The sequence below is a fragment of the Neoaquamicrobium sediminum genome, assembly GCF_013240295.1.
GTDB lineage: Bacteria > Pseudomonadota > Alphaproteobacteria > Rhizobiales > Rhizobiaceae > Aerobium > Aerobium sediminum.
This window is the reverse complement of sequence record NZ_JABETK010000002.1, coordinates 1,496,712-1,515,396: the sequence shown is the minus strand read 5'-3', so window position 1 is coordinate 1,515,396 and position 18,685 is coordinate 1,496,712. Positions and strand designations below refer to the sequence as shown.

Below are 18,685 nucleotides of genomic sequence, written 5' to 3'. Positions count from 1 at the left end.
GTCAGCTTCCCGGGCGCGGATCGATCGGCGAAACGGTGTCGAGGTCGAGCAGCTTTTCGAGCTGGCGCGCGCCTGAAAGCAGCTTCGCCTCGCCGCGCGGGATCGCCACGATCTGCAGGCCGACGGGTAACCCCTCTGCGGTAAAGCCGCAGGGCAGCGACAGTGCGGGTGCTGTCGTAAGCGACACGGCAAAGGCAATGGCCAGCCAGTCGATGTAGGTGTCGAAGGTTACGCCCGCACATTCGGTGACGTAGCGCTGTTCGACAGGATAGGGCGCGACGATCGTCGCCGGTGTCATCAGCAGATCGTAGTCGGTCAGGAACGCGACCGCATTGGCGATCATCTCCGTACGCTGCGTCTCGGCCTCGATGATTTCGGCCATCGTCAGTTGCAGACCTTTTTCAACGTTCCAGACCGTCTCCGGCTTGAGCTTGCCGGGTGCTCCTGGAGCTTGCGGGCATGGGCTGCCGCGAAGCCTCTGGCCCGCAACGTCTGGAAAGCGCTGTGGGCGTTGGAAAGATCAGGGTGTGCATCCACTACCTCGACACCGAGCTCACGGAAGCGATAGGCCGCGCGGCGGCAAATCTCTGCGACCTCTGGATCGACCGGTGTCACGCCGAGGTCGGCGCTGAAGGCGACCTTTCGTATCGGCATTCCGGAGCGCGCGGCTTGCAGATAGGACGTACCGTCCCGCGGCAGCGAAACGGGGTCGAGCGGGTTTTCGCCGGTCATCGCGTCGAGCATCAGGGCAACATCCTCGACCGTGCGTGCCATCGGGCCTTCGACCGAGAGGATGTTGTCGGCGATGGTGCCGGGCGTGGCAGCGACGCGGCCGGGGCTCGGGCGCAGGCCGACGATGCCACAGAAGCTCGCCGGATTGCGCAGCGAGCCGCCGAGATCGGAGCCATGCGCCACCCATGCCATGCCGGTAGCCAGCCCGAGACCGCCGCGCCGCCGCTGGAACCCGCCGCCGAGCGGCTGGTGTTCCAGGGGTTTCGCGTCATGCCGAACACCTCATTGAAGGTGTTGGCGCCGGCGCCGAACTCGGGTGTGGCCGATTTCGCGTAGATGAGCCCGCCTTCGGCCTCGACGGTCTCAACCAGGATGTCGGAGCGCTCGGGCACAAAGTCGGCGTAGATCGGCGAGCCCCACGTGGTGCGCACACCCTCCACTTCGGTCAGGTCCTTGATCGGCACCGGCAGGCCGGCGAGCCGCCCGCGCTTCTCGACGGGCTGCTTCATCAGTTCGGTGGCGCGGTTGCGGGCGCGATCGAAGCACAGCGTCGGCAGGGCGTTGACGGCCGGGTCGACCGCGGCGATGCGTTCCTCCAGCGCGTCGAGAAGATCGAGTGGGGAAACGTCTTCGCTTTTCAGCCGGTCGACGATGGTGCAGGCCGACTGGCCGATGAGCGACGATGTCATGGTTCCTCCGATGCGTTGCCTGGGCAGCATGGCTGCCGGGCGCGGCAAAAGCAACGGTTCAGCCTTCCGGCGTGAAGCGGGCCACGACGGCGTGGCTTGTGCCCGGATATGTGAGCCGCACGCGCGTGACGGGCAGGCCGCCCGACCAGGTGCGGCGCTCGACCACGAGGCAGGCCGTGTTTGGCGGAACATCCAGCATGCGCGCCGTGGCGCGGTCGGCCGCGACCGCGCGGATGGTGTGTTCCGCCGTGCTCCATGGGACGTGGCTGATGAGCCACGCGCCGGGCGCAGTGTCCGCAAAGCTCTGGACCGCAGCCTCCGGTACAGCTTCGAGGCTGATCAGGCGTTCTTCCAGGCAGAAGGGTGCGTCGCCTGCGAAATGCCGGCAGGCGATGTCGAGAAGCGGGACCGCATCGGAAAAGCCCGCTGTAGCGTCTTCCGGCGTTTCGGCGAGACGCTGCGTGAGCGACGAAAGCGAATAGCGATAGGGCAGGCCGAGCGCTTCGACCTCCGTGCGTATATCGTGGATTTCCAGCACCGCTGCCTGCGAGCGCGGACGGGCGACGAAGCTGCCGGAGCGCTTGCGCCGCTCGATCAGCCCCGCCTTGGCAAGCTGGGTCAGCGCCTTGTTCACGGTCATGCGCGAGCAGCCATACTGCTCGGTCAGCTCGTGCTCGAAGGGTATGCGATGGCCGGGCGGCCATTCGCCGGAGACGATCTTTTGGCCGATGTCGGCAAGGATGCGCTGGTGGAGGGAGGAGGGGACGGTCATGCCTCCGACAACTCGCGCAGGGCCTTGCGGAAGCCACGTTCGGCTTCGTCGCGCAGACGGTGACGTCCGTTTTCGACCAGCTTGCGGCCGCCGATCCAGACGCGGTCCGGCCGGCCCGCGCCGGCAAAGATGAAGGCGTCGAGCAGCGCGTCGCCGGCCTTGCCCTCGCAGGTGGGGTGCGTGGTGTCGAGCGCCATGAAATCGGCCGGTGCGCCGACGGCGATGCCAGCGTCCGCTGCGCCGAGCGCCCGGGCGCCGCCGCGATGCGCGGCATCGAAAAGCGCGCGGCCGGTCGAACCGGGGCCGCCTGCCATGACATTTCGGGCGCGATTGCCGAGCCGCTGGGCATATTCGAACTGACGCAACTCGTCGGCGAGGCCGATGAGGACGTTGGAGTCGGAGCCGACGCCCCAATGGCCGTCATGCGCGGCAAAGAGGGAGCCGGAAAAGATGCCGTCGCCGAGATTTGCTTCGGTGACCGGGCAGAGGCCTGCCACGGCCCCGGTGCGCGCGGCCGCGATTGTTTCGCTGTCGTTCATGTGGGTGGCATGGATCAAGCACCAGTTGCCGTCAACGGGTGCGTTGGCCAGAAGCCACTCGACGGGGCGGGCGCCGGACCAGGCAAGACAGTCCTCGACCTCCTTGACCTGCTCGGCGACGTGGATGTGCACGGGGCCGCCGGCTGCGAGCGGCACCACCGCCGCAAGCTCGTCGGGCGTGACAGCGCGCAGCGAATGTGGCGCGACGCCGACGACTGCCTCAGGTAGTGATTCAACGACCTTGCGGGATGATTCAAGCAGGCGCGCGAAAGCTTCGACATCGTTGATGAAACGGCGCTGGCCCGGCGTCGGCTCGGCGCCGCCGAAGGTCGAATGCGCGTAGAAGACGGGCAGCAGCGTCAGGCCGATGCCGCTTGCCTGCGCGGCCGCGGCGATGCGGCCCGCCATCTCGGCCTCGTCGTCATAGCGCCGGCCGTCCGGCGCATGATGGAGATAGTGGAACTCGCCGACGCGGCCGAAGCCTGCCTCCAGCATCTCGACATAAAGCATCAGCGCGGTCGCCTCGACGTGCTCGGGCGTCATCGTCAGCGCATGGCGATACATCACCTCGCGCCAGGTCCAGAAGGTATCGGCGGTGGGGCCGCGATGTTCGGCCATGCCCGCCATCGCGCGCTGGAAGGCGTGGCTGTGGAGATTGGCGACCGTCGGCAGCAGAACCGTGCAGCGCTCGTCGGCGTCGGCAGGTGAAGAGTCCGGTTCGATCCGGCCTATGCGGCCGTTGGCGACCGTCATGCTGACGTTTTCGAGCCAGCCCCCGGGCGTGAGCGCCTGTTCCGCAAAGATCACCGTCATGGCCCAAGACTCCGCTTGCGTCGCTTTTCATTATGTATATACATATTGGTGAGGAATGAAAGGCGGAAATGCCCCTCTGCCTGTCGAAGGAGGAACGATGTCGGTGAAGGTCTGGCGCAACGCCAAGCTCGCAACGATGGCCAAGGCCGATGGTGGCGGGGGTGTCATCGTGCGCGGGGCGGTTGTCGCGCGCGATGGCTGCATCGTCTTTGCGGGTCCGGAGCCCGAGCTGCCTGCCGGACTCGGGTCCGCCGAGACGGTCGATTGCGGTGGCAGACTGATGACGCCGGGGCTTATCGACTGCCACACCCATCTCGTTCATGCCGGGAGCCGCGCCAATGAATTCGAGATGCGCCTTGCCGGCGCTTCCTACGAAGAGGTGGCGCGGGCGGGCGGCGGCATCGTTTCGTCGGTGAGGGCGCTGCGCGCGGCCGACGAAGACGAGCTTGTACGCCAGTCTCTGCCGCGGCTCGACGCGCTGCTGGCGGAGGGTGTCACCACCATCGAAATCAAGTCCGGCTATGGGCTCGACACCCAAAACGAGCTGAAGTCGCTTCGGGCAGCGCGCCGGCTGGCGCAGGAGCGTCCCGTCTCGGTGCGCACGACTTTCCTTGGTGCCCATGCGCTGCCGCCTGAAATGGAGGGCGACAAGGATAGCTATATCGACAAGGTTGTCGGCGAGATGCTGCCGGCAGTGGCGCAGGCCGGGCTTGCCGACGCGGTCGACGGGTTCTGCGAGGGTATCGCGTTTGCGCCTGAGCAGATTGCGCGCGTCTTCGATGCAGCCGCCGCGCTCGGACTGCCAGTCAAACTGCACGCCGACCAGCTTTCCAATCTGCATGGCGCCGCACTTGCCGCCCGATACGGTGCGCTTTCGGCCGACCATGTGGAATATACGGATGAAGAAGGTGCGGAGGCGATGGCCGAGGCCGGCACTGTTGCCGTGCTTCTGCCGGGCGCGTTCTACTTTATCCGCGAGGAGCGGCGACCGCCGGTCGAGCTTTTCCGTCGCCACGGCGTCCGCATGGCGGTGGCGACCGACTGCAACCCCGGCACCTCGCCACTGACGTCAGTGCTGCTGACGATGAACATGGCGGCGACGCTGTTTCGGCTCACGGTCGACGAGTGCATCGCAGGCCTCACGCGTGAGGCGGCGCGCGCGCTCGGCCTCCTGAGTGAGACCGGCACGCTTGAGGCGGGCAAATGGGCGGATCTGGCGATCTGGGATGTCGAGAGCCCGGCGGAGCTCGTCTACCGCATCGGTTTCAACCCGCTGCACCAGCGGGTGTGGAGGGGCAAATGACCAGACAGCTCAAGCCGGGTGCTGCCACGCTCACCGACTGGCGCGCCATCTATCGCGGCGCGGTGCCGAAGCTCGATCCATCGTGCCGCCCGAAAATTGCGGCCAGCGCTGAGGCTGTGGCGCGCATCGTCGCCAGGGGCGAGCCTGTCTACGGCATCAATACCGGGTTCGGGAAGCTTGCAAGCGTGCGCATTCCGGCTGCCGATCTGGAAACTCTGCAGCGTAACATCGTGTTGTCGCATGCCGCCGGCACCGGCGAGCCAATGCCGCAGTCCGTGGCGCGGCTGATGATGGCGCTGAAACTCGCGAGCCTTGCGCAGGGAGCGTCGGGCGTGCGGCAGGAAACGGTCGATCTGCTCGAAGCGATGCTGGAGCGAGGTGTCGTGCCGCTGGTGCCGGCGCAAGGCTCGGTGGGGGCGTCGGGCGATCTGGCGCCACTGGCTCACATGACGGCGGTGATGATCGGCGTCGGCAACGTGTTCTTGGACGATCGCCGCATGCCGGCTGCCGAAGGTCTTGCCGCGGCCGGTCTCGCGCCCGTGACGCTCGGCGCCAAGGAAGGGCTGGCGCTGCTGAACGGCACCCAGTTCTCCACTGCCTATGCGCTCGCTGGCCTGTTCGAGGCGGAACTGCTCTTCCGATCCGCGCTGGTGACAGGTGCTTTGTCCACCGACGCGGCGAAGGGCTCGGATGCACCGTTCGATCCGCGTATTCACCAGCTTCGCAAGCATCGCGGCCAGATCGAGACGGCGGAAACGCTGCGCCGGTTGATGGAAGGAAGCGCGATCCGCGAATCGCACCGCATCGGCGACGAGCGCGTGCAGGACCCGTATTGCCTGCGCTGCCAGCCGCAGGTGATGGGTGCGGCGCTCGACGTGTTGCGCAAGGCGGCAGATACGCTTGCGACGGAGGCCAACGGTGTGACCGACAATCCGCTGATCTTCCCAGGTGATGAATTTGGGGACGACACGGCATTGTCGGGCGGCAACTTCCACGCTGAGCCCGTGGCATTTGCCGCCGACATGATCGCGCTGGCGGTCTGCGAGATCGGCTCGCTCGCCGAGCGCCGCATCGCGATGCTGGTCGATCCGGCGCTTTCAGGCATGCCCGCGTTCCTGACACCAAAGCCGGGGCTCAATTCCGGCTTCATGATCCCGCAGGTCACGGCGGCGGCGCTCGTGTCGGAGAACAAGCAGAAGGCCTATCCGGCAAGCGTCGATTCCATCCCGACTTCGGCCAATCAGGAAGACCACGTTTCCATGGCCGCGCATGGTGCACGGCGCCTGATCGGCATGGTGGAGAACGCCACGGCCGTCGTCGGCATCGAACTGCTGGCGGCCGCGCAGGGCTGCGACTTCCATGCGCCGCTTGCATCGAGCGCATCGCTGGAGGCGGTGAGGGCGCTGTTGCGGGCCAGCGTGCCGCATCTTGACGACGACCGCCATTTCCATCCGGACATGGAAGCCGCAAACACACTGGTGCGCACGGGTGCGGTGATCGAGGCGGCGGGAGCCGTGGATTTGCCGGGGGTGGAGGGGTGAGCGCAAACGCTGGCACTCTGTCGCGCCCCCCACTGTCCTGCCGGACATCTCCCCCACAAGGGGGAGATCGGCAGCTTCAGTCCGGCCGCCCATCTTGCAACCCAGGCGGTTAGCGAAGGCAGACGCGACGGCTGATCTCCCCACCCGTGGGGGAGATGTCCGGCAGGACAGAGGGGGCAACGTAAAGCTGCAGTCTTGGAGGTATGGTTGTGACCACCCCTTGGCTAACCGTGACGCGTGGCGATGCGCCGCTGCTGGTTTCGATCCCGCACACCGGCACCGAATTGCCGGGTCTGGACGGCCAGATCGTTTCGCCGTGGCTGGCCCGGCGCGACACGGACTGGTGGATCGAGAAACTCTACGATTTTGCGGCCGGGCTCGGCGCGACGGTGGTGCGCACCGCGATCTCGCGCACGGTGATCGACGTCAATCGCGACCCGTCGGGGGTGTCACTCTATCCCGGACAGGCGACCACCGGCCTGTGTCCGACGGAGACGTTCGATGGCGATCCGCTCTACCGTGACGGATTGCAGCCCGGCGAGGGGGCATCGCGCGGCGGCGGGAGACATGGTTCGACCCTTACCACGCAGCGCTTCGTACCGAGCTGGAACGCCTGCGCGGGAGCCACGATCGGGTCGTGCTCTACGACTGTCATTCGATCCGGTCGGTGATCCCACGCCTGTTTCCGGGCGAGCTTCCGGTGTTCAATCTCGGCACCAATGGCGGGGCGAGCGCCGATCCGCAGCTTGAAGCAAAGGTGACCACGCTGCTGGAGGCCAGCGACGAGAGCTTCGTCGTCAATGGCCGCTTCCGGGGCGGGTGGATCACGCGCCATTACGGCACGCCGGAGGAGGGCGTGCATGCGCTGCAGATGGAACTCGCCTGCCGGGGCTATCTGCGCGAGCCGGTCGGTCCCGTCGATGAGACTAACTGGCCGGTTGCCTACGATCCCGATTTCGCCGCGCCGCTGCGCGCAGTGCTGCACAGCATATTCGAAACCGCGCTCGATTGGGCGCGTCGCTGAACCCTGGAGGACATGATGACGCTCCATTCCCGCCTCGACAACACCCGCACCATCCGCGCCGCTACCGGCACCGAACTGACGGCGAAAAGCTGGCTGACCGAGGCGCCGTTGCGCATGCTGATGAACAATCTCGATCCTGACGTTGCCGAAAATCCTAACGAGCTGGTGGTCTATGGCGGCATAGGCAGGGCGGCGCGCACCTGGCAGGACTTCGACCGTATCGTCGCCGCGCTGCGCGATCTCGAAGGCGACCAGACTTTGCTGGTCCAGTCCGGCAAGCCGGTGGGCGTGTTCCGCACCCATGCCGATGCGCCGCGGGTGCTGATCGCCAATTCCAACCTCGTGCCGCATTGGGCGACATGGGAGCATTTCAACGAGCTCGACCGCAAGGGGCTCGCCATGTACGGCCAGATGACGGCCGGCTCGTGGATCTATATCGGCACGCAGGGCATCGTGCAGGGCACCTACGAGACCTTCGCCGAGGCTGGCCGCCAGCATTATGACGGCAGCCTCAAGGGCAAGTGGATCCTGACTGGCGGACTCGGCGGCATGGGTGGCGCGCAGCCGTTGGCGGCGGTCTTTGCCGGAGCGTGCTGCCTTGCGGTGGAGTGCGACGAGACCCGCATCGATTTCCGTATCCGCACACGTTACCTAGACGAGAAGGCCACCACGCTTGACGAGGCGCTGGAGAAGATCGAGCGCTGGACCAAGGCCGGCGAGGCGAAATCGGTCGGCCTGCTTGGCAATGCCGCAGATGTTTTCCCGGAACTCGTCAAGCGCATGAAGGCCGGCGGCGCGCGCCCGGACATCGTCACCGACCAGACCTCCGCGCACGACCCGATCAACGGCTACCTGCCGGTCGGCTGGACGGTCGCCGAATGGCGCGACAGGCGCGAGCGCGACCCGAGGGCGGTCGAGAAGGCGGCGCGTGCGTCGATGAAGACGCATGTCGCGGCCATGGTCGACTTCTGGAATGCCGGCGTGCCGACGCTCGACTACGGCAACAATATCCGGCAGGTGGCCAAGGAGGAGGGGCTCGAAAACGCCTTTGCCTTCCCCGGCTTCGTGCCGGCCTATATCCGGCCGCTGTTCTGTCGCGGCATCGGGCCGTTCCGCTGGGCGGCGCTTTCCGGCGACCCGGAGGACATTCGCAGGACCGACGCGAAGATGAAGGAATTGTTTCCCGAAAACGAGCATCTGCATCGCTGGCTCGACATGGCGCAGGAGCGCATCGCGTTCCAGGGCCTGCCGGCGCGCATCTGCTGGATCGGGCTCGGCGACCGCCACAAGGCAGGCGTCGCCTTCAACGAGATGGTGGCGAAGGGCGAGCTGAAGGCACCGGTCGTGATCGGCCGCGACCACCTCGATTCCGGCTCCGTCGCCTCGCCCAACCGGGAGACGGAGTCGATGATGGACGGCTCCGACGCCGTTTCCGACTGGCCTTTGCTCAACGCGCTCCTCAATACAGCTTCCGGGGCGACATGGGTGTCGCTGCACCATGGCGGCGGCGTCGGCATGGGCTTCTCGCAGCATTCGGGCATGGTGATCGTCTGCGACGGCACGCCGGAAGCGGCGAAGCGTGTCGAGCGCGTGTTGTGGAACGATCCGGCCACCGGCGTCATGCGCCATGCGGACGCCGGCTACGAGATCGCAATCGACTGTGCCAGGGAACATCAGCTCGATCTGCCGGGGATATTGGGCTGAGGGGTAGTGCGTCCTTCGAGGCTCCGCTTCGCGAAGCACCTCAGGATGAGGGAGACCGTGCCGCTGTCGTGATACGAAGTGCTGCCCTCGCCATCGTCATCCCGGAAGCCGAAGCGCAGCGCAGGCTATCCGGGACCCATTGAGCAGCACGGCCGGTTTGCGGGCGTTCGCGGCTGTACGGACATGCGCCGCGTGCTGCACGGGGCCGTGCCACACGATTTTCGGGCCAATGGGTCCCGTCGCTTCGCGACCCCTCGCAAGCTCGGTCGGCCGGGATGACGCAGGAGAGAGAAACCGCGGCTCAAACGACGCGACCCGTCGACATGGGGCAGGCGCGTTGTTATCTCCAGCGCAGTCCAATTGCAGGAGACGGCTCTTGAGCGAAGAGACAGTGTCGCGGGTGGTGATCGTCGGTAGCGGGCAGGCGGGCGTGGAATGCGCTGCGGCGCTGCGGCACAACGGGTTCCAGGGTTCGGTGATCGTCATCGGCGCCGAACCCGACCTGCCGTACCAGCGGCCTCCGCTGTCGAAGGAGTTTCTCAAAAGCGTCGAGGATTCCTCGCTTCCGCTGAAGGGCGAAGCCTTCTACGGGCAGAATAATATCGAACTGCGCCTCGGTGTGCGGGCGCAGAGCATCGACCGTCCCGCGCGAGAACTGGTGCTCGAAGGCGGCGAGCGGCTGCCCTACGACCATCTCGTGCTGGCGACGGGCGCGCGCAACCGCTTTCCGCCCATCGAAGGGCTCGATCCGGCAAGCGTGATGGAATTGCGCACGCTCGCCCATGCGCGCCTCATGACCGGCCGGCTCGATGACCTTCAACACGCCACCATCATCGGCGGCGGCTTCATCGGGCTCGAGGTCGCAGCACTGCTACGGCAGCGCGACATCGCCGTCGATGTGCTCGAAGCGGCCGACCGGCTGATGGGCCGTGTGCTTTCGCCGATGATGAGCGCCTGCTTCGTGCCGATCCACGAGCAGATGGGGACACGGCTGCGGCTCGGAACGGTGGCGACTGAAATCGACGGCCGCAAGGTTACGCTTTCGGACGGCGACACGCTGGATACCGATGCGGTGGTCGTGGCTGCCGGTGTGGTGCCGAACGCCGAACTGGCCTCCGAGGCCGGGCTTGCGACCGACAATGGCGTCGTTGTGAGCGATCGGCTGCTCACCACCGACCCGGCCATCTCGGCGATCGGCGACTGTGCGGCACACCCGAACCCCTATGGCATCGGCATGATCCGCCTGGAATCCGTGCAGAATGCCGTCGACCAGGGCAAATGCGTAGCCGCGCGGTTGACCGGCAACGACCACGCTTACGACAGCTTGCCGTGGTTCTGGTCTCATCAGGGCGCGACGAAGCTGCAGATCGCTGGCCTTGCGATGGGCATGAACGAAACCGTCATGCGCGGCGACCCGGCCAACGGAAAGTTCTCCGTCTTCGTCTATCGTGAAGGCAGGCTGATCGCGGTGGAGAGCGTCAACAGCCCGGCCGACCACATGGTGGCGCGGCGGCTGCTCGCGGCGCGGCTGTCGATCCCGCTGGATGTTGCCGCCGATCCGGCATCTGACCTCAAGGCGCTGATGCCGAAGCCCGCGGCGGCTTAGCTCCCGGGGTGGTATGACGATAGGTGCGTCCTTCGAGGCTCGCTCCGCTCGCACCTCAGGATGAGGGAGGTGGGTTGATCGAACCCGCTGAGCAGTGGGCTCGATGCACCTTAACGGAAGGGCCCTCGAGCCCACCGACTTGCCGAAGCGATGCACAACGTCCCTCATCCTGAGGTGCGACCCTGAGCTTGTCGAAGGGGAGCCTTGAAGGACGCACCAAGGCTAATCCGCGAGTCGATTCAGGGTGTTGGGGCGTCCTGTTCGATGAACACTTTCACGCTGGCCGTGCGGCCTGCGGCGTCGATGACCGTCAGGGTGGAGAAGCCTGCACCGTCCGGCTGCCAGTTGGCCGTGCGCCGGCGCCAGAGGCCTTCGACGGGGCGACCATTTGCGAGCCAGCGGAACGGAGCGCGACCGCCCTGCAGCTTGAGCACCAGTGGTATCGCCGCGCTGCCGGCGCCCGATGCAAGCTCGACCCGCGCGCCCTGCGGCGGGAAGACGATCTGCGGCGCCGGCTCGGCAACGCCCGGCTGGCGCAAAGCGTCGCCGGGCGCGGAGAAGCGCCGCTGCATCATCGGCAGGTCGGCGCGCGCCGTGCGCAGCGCACCGGCAGGCGCACGGGGCAGGGGCGTGACCGGCAGCCCCGACCGTTCGAAGGCCTTGAACAGAACGGGCGCGGCAGACGCATAGCCGGACAGGCCGGGCACGGCCGCGCCATCCGGCCTGCCAACCCAGACACCGAGCACATGACGGCCGTCAAAACCGACAGACCAAGCATCGCGGTAGCCGTAGCTGGTTCCGGTCTTGTAAGCGATGCCTCTGGCGCCAGCGCCTTCGGGTGGCGCGATGCCGGACAGCATGTCGGCGACCTGCCATGTCGCGCGGCGGTCGAGGATCGCTGCTGTCTCGCGCTCCCCGGCAACGTTGGCAATCGCGACCGTCTCGCCGCGATTGGCGAGCCCGGTATAGAGGCGCACGAGGTCGCGTAGCGTCAGACCCGCGCCCCCGAGCGCAATGGCGAGGCCCGGCGCCTCGTCGCGCGGGAGCGCCAGCGTCACGCCGGCGCGGCGGAAGCGGGCCGCGAGCCGCGTCGGACCGACGGCATCGAGCAGCCGCACGGCCGGCACGTTGAGCGACATCTGCAGTGCCGTGCGTACAGACACGTCGCCCTGATATTCGAGATCGAAATTGCGCGGAAGATAGCCGCCAAAATTCGATGGCCGATCCTCGATGATCGTCTCCTGCGCCACCAGCCCTTCCTCGAAGGCGAGCCCGTAGATGAACGGCTTCAGCGTCGAGCCCGGCGAGCGGACCGCCCGCGTCATGTCCACCCAGCCGGCGCGGGCGCCATCGAAGAAGCCTGCCGAACCGACTTCCGCAAGAATATCGCCGGTCTGCGCATCGGCCATGACCATGGCGACGGAGAGGCGGGAACCGAGCCGCGCCGCCGTCTCGCGGGCCACGGCCTCCAGCCCTTCCTGCACACGGCGGCTGATGGTGAGCTGATGGCGCGGGAGGCCGGGGTTTTCCGCGAGCGCGCGTTCGGCGGCGTGTGCGGCCAGGAAGGGCATGTCGTGACGTCTCGCCGGCACCGAGGCGTCGCGTGCGCGCTCGGCCTCGCGCTGTTCCAGCTTGTCGGCTGTGATCATGCGGGCGAGCACGCGGTCGCGCGCGGCTTCGGCGGCGGCCTGCGGGTGCCGGTCGGGGCGGCGGCGTTCGGGTAGCTGGGGCAGGGAAACCAGCAGGGCTGCCTCGCCGACGCCGAGGCGCTTGGGCTCCTTGCCGAACCAGGCGAGCGTCGCTGCGCGAATGCCTTCGAGATTGCCGCCATAGGGCGCCAGCGTCAGGTAGCGTTCGAGGATATCATCCTTCGACAGTCGCCGCTCGATCTGCAGCGCGCGCACCATCTGGCGCAGCTTGGCCGTCAGCGAGCGCTCCTTGCGTGGCTCGATCAGCCGGGCGAGCTGCATGGTGATGGTGGAGCCGCCGGAGACGATGCGGCCATTGGTGATGAACTGGGTTGCGGCGCGGGCGAGTGCTGCCGGATCGATGCCGACGTGCCGACGGAAGCGCCGGTCCTCGTAGGCGATCAGCATGTCGACGAAATGCGGGTCGACCTCGTCGAGCGTGATGCGGAAACGCCAGGCGCCCTGCGGCGTGGCCAGCGCGCGCAGCAGGGCGCCGTCGCGGTCGACCACCTCGGTGGAGGTTGCCGGTGGCTCGAGCGGGGGCGGATAAGCGCGATCAAGCGCGTCGAGCCCTGCCATCGCCGCGGTACCGAGCACCGCGGTCATGGAAAGCGCCAGAGCAGGGCCCTTCCAGCGCATCATTGCGCGGCAATCACCTCAACCATGCCGGCTGCCGTGCGGCCGTTGAATTGCGGGCGATACATGTCCTCCACGACGGCGGCGGGGTGGGCGTAGACGCCAGGCGTTACCGCCCGAACCACATAGGCGACCTGGAACGACCCGCCGCCATTGCGGTCGAAGGCGGCGACGAAGCGGTCGTCGCGGAATTCGAAATGGGCGGCTTCCGGTTCGGCCAGCCAGTCGAAATTGGCGAGTTCCGCGCTGCCGACAAGGCGCGGATTGTCGATCTCGAAGCCGGCTGGCAACAGGTCGGTCACCGCCACCCGCGAGGGCCAGGTGTTGGCTTCGTTGACGCGCAGAACCACCACGAAACGCTCGTTCTGCGCCGCTTCGGACACCGTCGCCTCCTCGCCGTCAAGCGTGTAGTAGCTGCGCGTGATGGTGAAGCCGTTGCCGCCGGCCGGCAGCGGATCGACAGGTGCGGCTACCGTGGTGACCACCGCATCGACAGGTTCGTCGCCCCGGTTGGTGACGGTGATGGGGTTGTCCTGCAGGCTCTCACCGGCAACGCGTCGGGCGAAGCTTCCGGTATGCGGCGCGCCGTCCACATCGAGCCGGATCGCGTCGCCCGAAGCCTGCACGGCACGGGCCGCCAGCAGCATCCAGGCTTCTTCCTGGGTGCTCGTCCAGCGCGCGTTGTTCTTCTGTTGCGTGACAAAGCTTACCATGGCCGGAACCGTGCCAGGCGAGGGGCGGGTTTCTGCCGCCAGCGCCAGCATCGCCGCGCCGTCGCGCAGCGAGGAGCCGTAGTCGGAGCGGTTGAAGTTGGTAGCGGTGTCGCCCTGCGCGCGCCGCAGCGCGGATGCAAAGACGGTATCGGCGCGCTGGTTGTCGCCATAAAGCGCGAGTGCCGCGCAAGCTGGGCGCGTGCCATCGGGCTGGTGAATTCCTCCAGCCGCGTGTCGGCATAATAACGCAGGTCGCCGATGGGCGCCTTGCGATTGCGCGCCAGCACATAAAGCGCGTAGGCGATCTCCGTGCCGCGCTCGGAAACGTCCGTCGTGTAGGAAAGCTGGTTCTGGAGATTGCTTAAGGCGTTGGTCATACCCTGAACCGGCACGCCGAAATCGGCTTCGCGGGCGCGGGTCAGGAAGTCGGTGATGTACGCGTCGAGCCAGAGGTCGCCGTAGCCAGGCCCCCACAGGCCGAACGAGCCGGTCGACGTCTGGAAGGTCATCACCCTGGCGATCGCCTTCTGCACGCGTTCGCGCAGGCCGGGATCGTTCTCGAGGCCCGTCGCGGAAGAGAGTTCGCCCACGTAAAGCAGTGGCAGGGCGCGACTGACCGTCTGCTCTGCGCAGCCATGGGGATAGCGGTCGAGCGTCATCAGGAGCGAGGGCAGGTCGAAGGCCGATGCCGGCGATACGCCGACGGATACCGATGCGCCGTCGAGCAGGCTGTCTGCCAGCAATTCGCCATCAACGCGCAGCGATCCGCCATTGGCCTGGAGGCTGATGACCTGACGGTTCGTGACCGGCATCGCCGGCTGACGCACCGGCAGGAAGAGAGTGCGGTCGACCTCAACGCCGTCAGCGTGAGTGAGCGACACGGTCACCGTAGCATCGCCGGTGGCTGTCGCCGTGACCGGAAGCGTCAGCGTGGCGCGGGCGTTGTCGCCGAGCGCGACGCTTTGCGGCACGTCGCCAAAGTCGAAGCCGGCCATGCCGTCTGTCCGCACCGCAACCGCATAATCGCCGGCGGGGCCGTCGGCGTTGTGGATGTCGAGGCGCACGGTGGCACGGTCGCCGGTCGCCATGAAGCGAGGCTGACCGGCGGTGATCACGATCGGGTCGCGGATGATGACGTCCGTTGTCGCTTCGCCAACACCGCGCTTCGACCACGCCACCGCCATCACGCGGGCCGTGCCGTTGAATTCGGGTATGTCGAAGGTGATTTCGGCCTTGCCATCGTCGCCGACCTTTACGGGTCCGGAGAAGAAGGCCAGCAGCTTCTCGGTCGGCGCGCTGCCCTGCGCGGTGAGGCCGCCGCCGTCGCCGCCCGTGCGGATGCGTCCGAAAGCGCCGGCCGAACCGTCGATCAGCCGGCCGTAGATGTCGCGTATATCGAGACCGAGCCGGCGCTGGCCGAAATACCAGTCTTCAGGCGCGGGGGCTCGTAGCGGGTCAGGTTGAGGATGCCGACGTTGACGGCTGCCACCGCGACGTAGGCTTCCTCGCTGGGTTCCAGCCCCGTCAGAGAAACGGGGATGGAAAGCGGCGCGCGGGGCAGGGCCTGCGCGGGCGGGGAAAGCTCGACGCCGAGCTTGCGCTCCGCGGGATCGATCGCCAGCCACTTTACGCCGATGGCGCGCGACGGCATGCGGCTTTCCTCCGTTTCGCCGGGGCGGAACAGCGTTGCCGTGACATAGGCCCCGGCGCCCCAGTCGGCCGAAACGGGGATCTCGATCTCGGTGCCCTCGGCTGGCACGCTCGCCTCGATCGTTTGATGGAGGCGTTCGGAGCCGATCGCCACCAGCAGCTCGCCGGCGAAGCGGGGCGATACCTTCAGGGTCGCGGTCTCGCCGGTTTCGTAGCTGTCCTTGTCGAGGGCGATCTCCAGGCCATCGGGAGTTTCCGTCGAGGTTGCCTCGACGAACCAGCCGGCATCGAATTCGTAGCTGGCAACCGGTCCGGCAGGATCGGCGCTCTCGACCTCGAGGCGGTAGCGGCCCCAGTCGACGGGGACCGCGATGGTCGCGGGATCGTCGGCAGCGATGTCGACGGTGCCACTGTCGATGCGACGCTCGACGGTGATCGCCTCGTAGTTCCAAGCGTTGTTGCTGCGGTACCACTGATAGTTGCGCTCGACCTTGGTCAGCGTCCAGAGCGCGCCGGACAGCGCCTCACGCTCGCCTGCGGGCGAGACGGCGATCGCGCGGAACGAGGCAGTGGACCCCTGTGGCACTTCGGAGCCGGCGAAATCGGGACGGATACCGATCACGGCGTCCTGCGGGCGGATGGCAAGCTTCGTGCTGCGCTCGACCGCGCGGCCACCGCTTTCGCGCATGCGCACGGTCACCTTGGCCTCGAGCAAACCGGTCGTGGAGGGCAGTGCATCGGTTGCCACTTCGATGCGGGCCTTGCCGTCCTCGTCCGTCGCATCAATGTCGAGGGAGGTCGATGACGCCTCGATCTCTTCGTCCGCTAGGCCAAACGAGAAGCCGGGGAACCGATCCCATTCGCGTCTTGTGGAGACGACGACCTCGCCCTCTAGCTCCAGATTGGAAGCGGGCGCACCGTAGAGGTAGCGGCCGTCGAGCGCGATCCAGGCCGGTTCGCCGGCATCGAACTCCGGCGTCTCGGGTTCGAGGTCGAACTCGATCCTGTCCGGAACGAATTCCTCGACCAGGAATACCGACTGGGCGAGGGGCGAGGTGTCGGGGTCGCTGTAGATGCCCAGCGTCCAGGAACCAAGCATCGCCGTCTGCTGCAGCTCCAGCGGCACATGATGGCCGCCGAGCGCGCCGCCATCGCTGGTGATGCGGCGCTCCTCGACGCCGTCCGGGCGGGTGTAAATGAAGGTCAGCGGCAGGTTCTCGATCGCGTCGGCACTTTCGTCGCGCGCGAGGGCGGCTGCATGGACCGTCTCGCCGGGGCGGTAGATGCCGCGCTCGGTCCAGGCGAAAACGTCGATGGCGCCGGGGGCGGCGCGACCCGTCACGCCGCGGTCGGACAGGTCGAAACCGCCGCGCGTCATATCGAGGAAGACGAAATCCTGTTTGCCGCCCGCGGCCGTGAGCACCGCGGGCGCCATGCCGGAACCGCCGCGCGTCAGGCCGGCCGTGAACACGGCCTGTCCCCTGGCATCCGTCGTTGCGGTGCCCAGCACCTCGTTGTTGCGGGCGAGAAGCTGCAGCTCCACGCCTTCCAGCGGGCGCGCGGTTGCCAGCGAGCGGGCGAAGACCGTCAATCCGTCCTCGCCGGCATAGGTCGAGAGGCCGATGTCGGAGACGACGAACCACTGCGTGGCGCGCGCATTCCAGGATCGCTGGTGTCGCCCTGCGGCGTTCCGGTGAGTACGTAGACGCCAGGCTTGCGCTCCGGCAGCGCTTCCTCGACCGGGAAGGCGGTGACCACGTCCTTATTGAGCTGGTTGTCGATTTCGATCGTGCCCTGCCAGACGAGCTCGCCGAGATTCTCCGCCAGCGAGGAAATCTCGTACTCGTCGATCTGGCGCGGGAAGGGGTTGTCCTTCATCAGATCGCTCAGCGCGCGGTCGCCCACGCGATGCAGCTTCAGCTCGGCAAGCGGCGTGTTCACGCTGACGATCGGCAGGGCATGGCGGCCCGTGGACGGCAGCACGAAATTCTCGCCGGAGAAACGCATCGAGGGTGCGCGGTCGCGGACATAGACGGATAGCGTGACGGGGCTTGCGATCACCTCGCCGACGGCGGCGGGAAGGCCGGACCGGATGCCGATACGGTAATATTTGCCGTGTTCGAGACCCTCGACGCAGAGCTGCGTGCCGGAGGTTTCGATTGCCTTCGGGGCGGCGTCGTCAACGGTGACGAAGGGTGCGTAGTCGACGCCCGATTTCGCCAGATCCTCGGAGAACTGGACGCAGGCGCGCGGCGCGGCCCCATCGGCCTCCACCGTATTGTTGACGACGCGGAAGCCCTTGCGAGCCTTCAGGTCGAGATAGGCGGCACGTACCGAAGCATCGTCGACCAACGCCAGGCTCGCCTCATAGGCCTGGAGGGCCGGGCGATAGAGGTCGCGGTTGTCCAGCGCGAGACCGACCGCCGCGAGGCTGTCTGCACGAGCCGATGCGGAGCGCGCCAGTGCATAGGCGTTTAGCGCGGCCGACATGCCGTCCTGGCCACGCTGCGCGCGTTCGGAGCTGGAGTCGGGCTCGACGGCGAACTGCGCACGGGCAAGTCCGGCCCACAGTTCGGCGTCGTCGGGGTCGATGACGAGCGCGGCACGCCGGGCTTCCACCGCCGTTTGCGGATCGCCGGCACTCAGGGCGCTGGCTGCGCTCGAGGACAGGTATACGATGCCGGTGGATTCGTCCGGCGTTTCGCGCTCGAGCGTCGCGCGGTAGCGCAGGGCCTCATCGCGCATGTGCTGCGGCACGTAGTCGAGCACGGGTGGTGCGCCGAGTTCGGCTTCGCCGCTGTCGACGACCACGCGTCCGGCCACCGCACCCGGGAACGGGTTCAACGTGCTGTAGTCGGATTTCAGGAAGCACCATTGCGCGCGCGTGTTGTAGGTGAAGGCGCGGCAATCCTGATCGGCGAGGCACACTGCCTCGCAGGCGTCGAGCGGTATGTCCTGCTCGGTGCGCAGATCGAAGCCGAAATAGTCCGAATCGGGGGTCGTCGCGATCCGACGCTCGCTCTGGCCGGAAGCGGGGATGGAAAAGGCCAGCAAAAGGGTCGCGAGAATGGAGAAAATCCGAGCGGCGCGCATCGACATGAAACCCTCCAAACGCTGACGAATTACCGTTGCGGAACTTAGGCAACCTTCGTGACGGCTTGTCAACAATGCGGCCGGCAGCGCCCGCTGGCATCGAAGCCCGTGAGCGGTGGCGCTATCGGCACTCCAAAACGGCAGGTAATGTCATGAGACGCTCGGGCGGAATCGATCTCCGC

7 protein-coding genes and 3 pseudogenes are annotated in these 18,685 nt (G+C 67.0%); 5 read left to right on the top strand and 5 right to left on the bottom strand.

The features are described from left to right. Position 1: 1 nt before the first annotated feature. The 3 genes and pseudogenes from HK436_RS19280 to HK436_RS19270 all read right to left on the bottom strand — a co-directional run bounded on the left by HK436_RS19280 (position 2) and on the right by HK436_RS19270 (position 3,545). Positions 2 to 1,421, bottom strand: a pseudogene (locus tag HK436_RS19280) (amidase). Positions 1,422 to 1,479: 58 nt separating this feature from the next. Next, a complete protein-coding gene (gene hutC, locus HK436_RS19275) occupies positions 1,480 to 2,193 on the bottom strand; it encodes a histidine utilization transcriptional repressor HutC (RefSeq protein WP_173192333.1) in 714 nt (237 codons plus the stop codon). After that, positions 2,190 to 3,545, bottom strand: a complete 1,356-nt coding sequence (locus HK436_RS19270; protein WP_173192331.1) for a formimidoylglutamate deiminase — start codon at positions 3,543 to 3,545, stop codon at positions 2,190 to 2,192. Before HK436_RS19270 ends, hutC begins: the two co-directional genes overlap by 4 nt. 136 nt (positions 3,546 to 3,681) lie before the next feature. Between HK436_RS19270 and hutI the strand changes: the two genes are divergently transcribed. The 5 genes and pseudogenes from hutI to HK436_RS19245 all read left to right on the top strand — a co-directional run bounded on the left by hutI (position 3,682) and on the right by HK436_RS19245 (position 10,723). Further along, positions 3,682 to 4,848: an imidazolonepropionase gene (gene hutI, locus HK436_RS19265; RefSeq protein WP_376769197.1), complete on the top strand. Its 1,167-nt coding sequence runs from the start codon at positions 3,682 to 3,684 to the stop codon at positions 4,846 to 4,848. Beyond that, the gene (hutH, locus tag HK436_RS19260; protein ID WP_173192328.1) at positions 4,845 to 6,389 is read left to right on the top strand and encodes a histidine ammonia-lyase; all 1,545 of its coding nucleotides are present in this window, start codon (positions 4,845 to 4,847) and stop codon (positions 6,387 to 6,389) included. The genes hutI and hutH overlap by 4 nt, the downstream gene beginning before the upstream one ends. A 203-nt stretch (positions 6,390 to 6,592) precedes the next feature. After that, positions 6,593 to 7,413 (top strand): annotated as a pseudogene (gene hutG, locus HK436_RS19255) (N-formylglutamate deformylase). A 15-nt stretch (positions 7,414 to 7,428) separates the two neighbouring features. Beyond that, positions 7,429 to 9,117, top strand: a complete 1,689-nt coding sequence (gene hutU, locus HK436_RS19250; protein ID WP_173193635.1) for a urocanate hydratase — start codon at positions 7,429 to 7,431, stop codon at positions 9,115 to 9,117. A 376-nt stretch (positions 9,118 to 9,493) separates the two neighbouring features. Then, positions 9,494 to 10,723: an NAD(P)/FAD-dependent oxidoreductase gene (locus tag HK436_RS19245; protein WP_244649054.1), complete on the top strand. Its 1,230-nt coding sequence runs from the start codon at positions 9,494 to 9,496 to the stop codon at positions 10,721 to 10,723. Positions 10,724 to 10,962: 239 nt separating this feature from the next. Here HK436_RS19245 and pbpC read toward each other — a convergent pair whose 3' ends face one another. Further along, positions 10,963 to 13,053 (bottom strand): penicillin-binding protein 1C, encoded by a 2,091-nt coding sequence (pbpC, locus tag HK436_RS19240; protein WP_173192324.1) that lies wholly within the window; start codon positions 13,051 to 13,053, stop codon positions 10,963 to 10,965. Next, positions 13,050 to 18,509 (bottom strand): annotated as a pseudogene (locus HK436_RS19235) (alpha-2-macroglobulin family protein). Before HK436_RS19235 ends, pbpC begins: the two are co-directional and overlap by 4 nt. Positions 18,510 to 18,685: the final 176 nt, after the last annotated feature.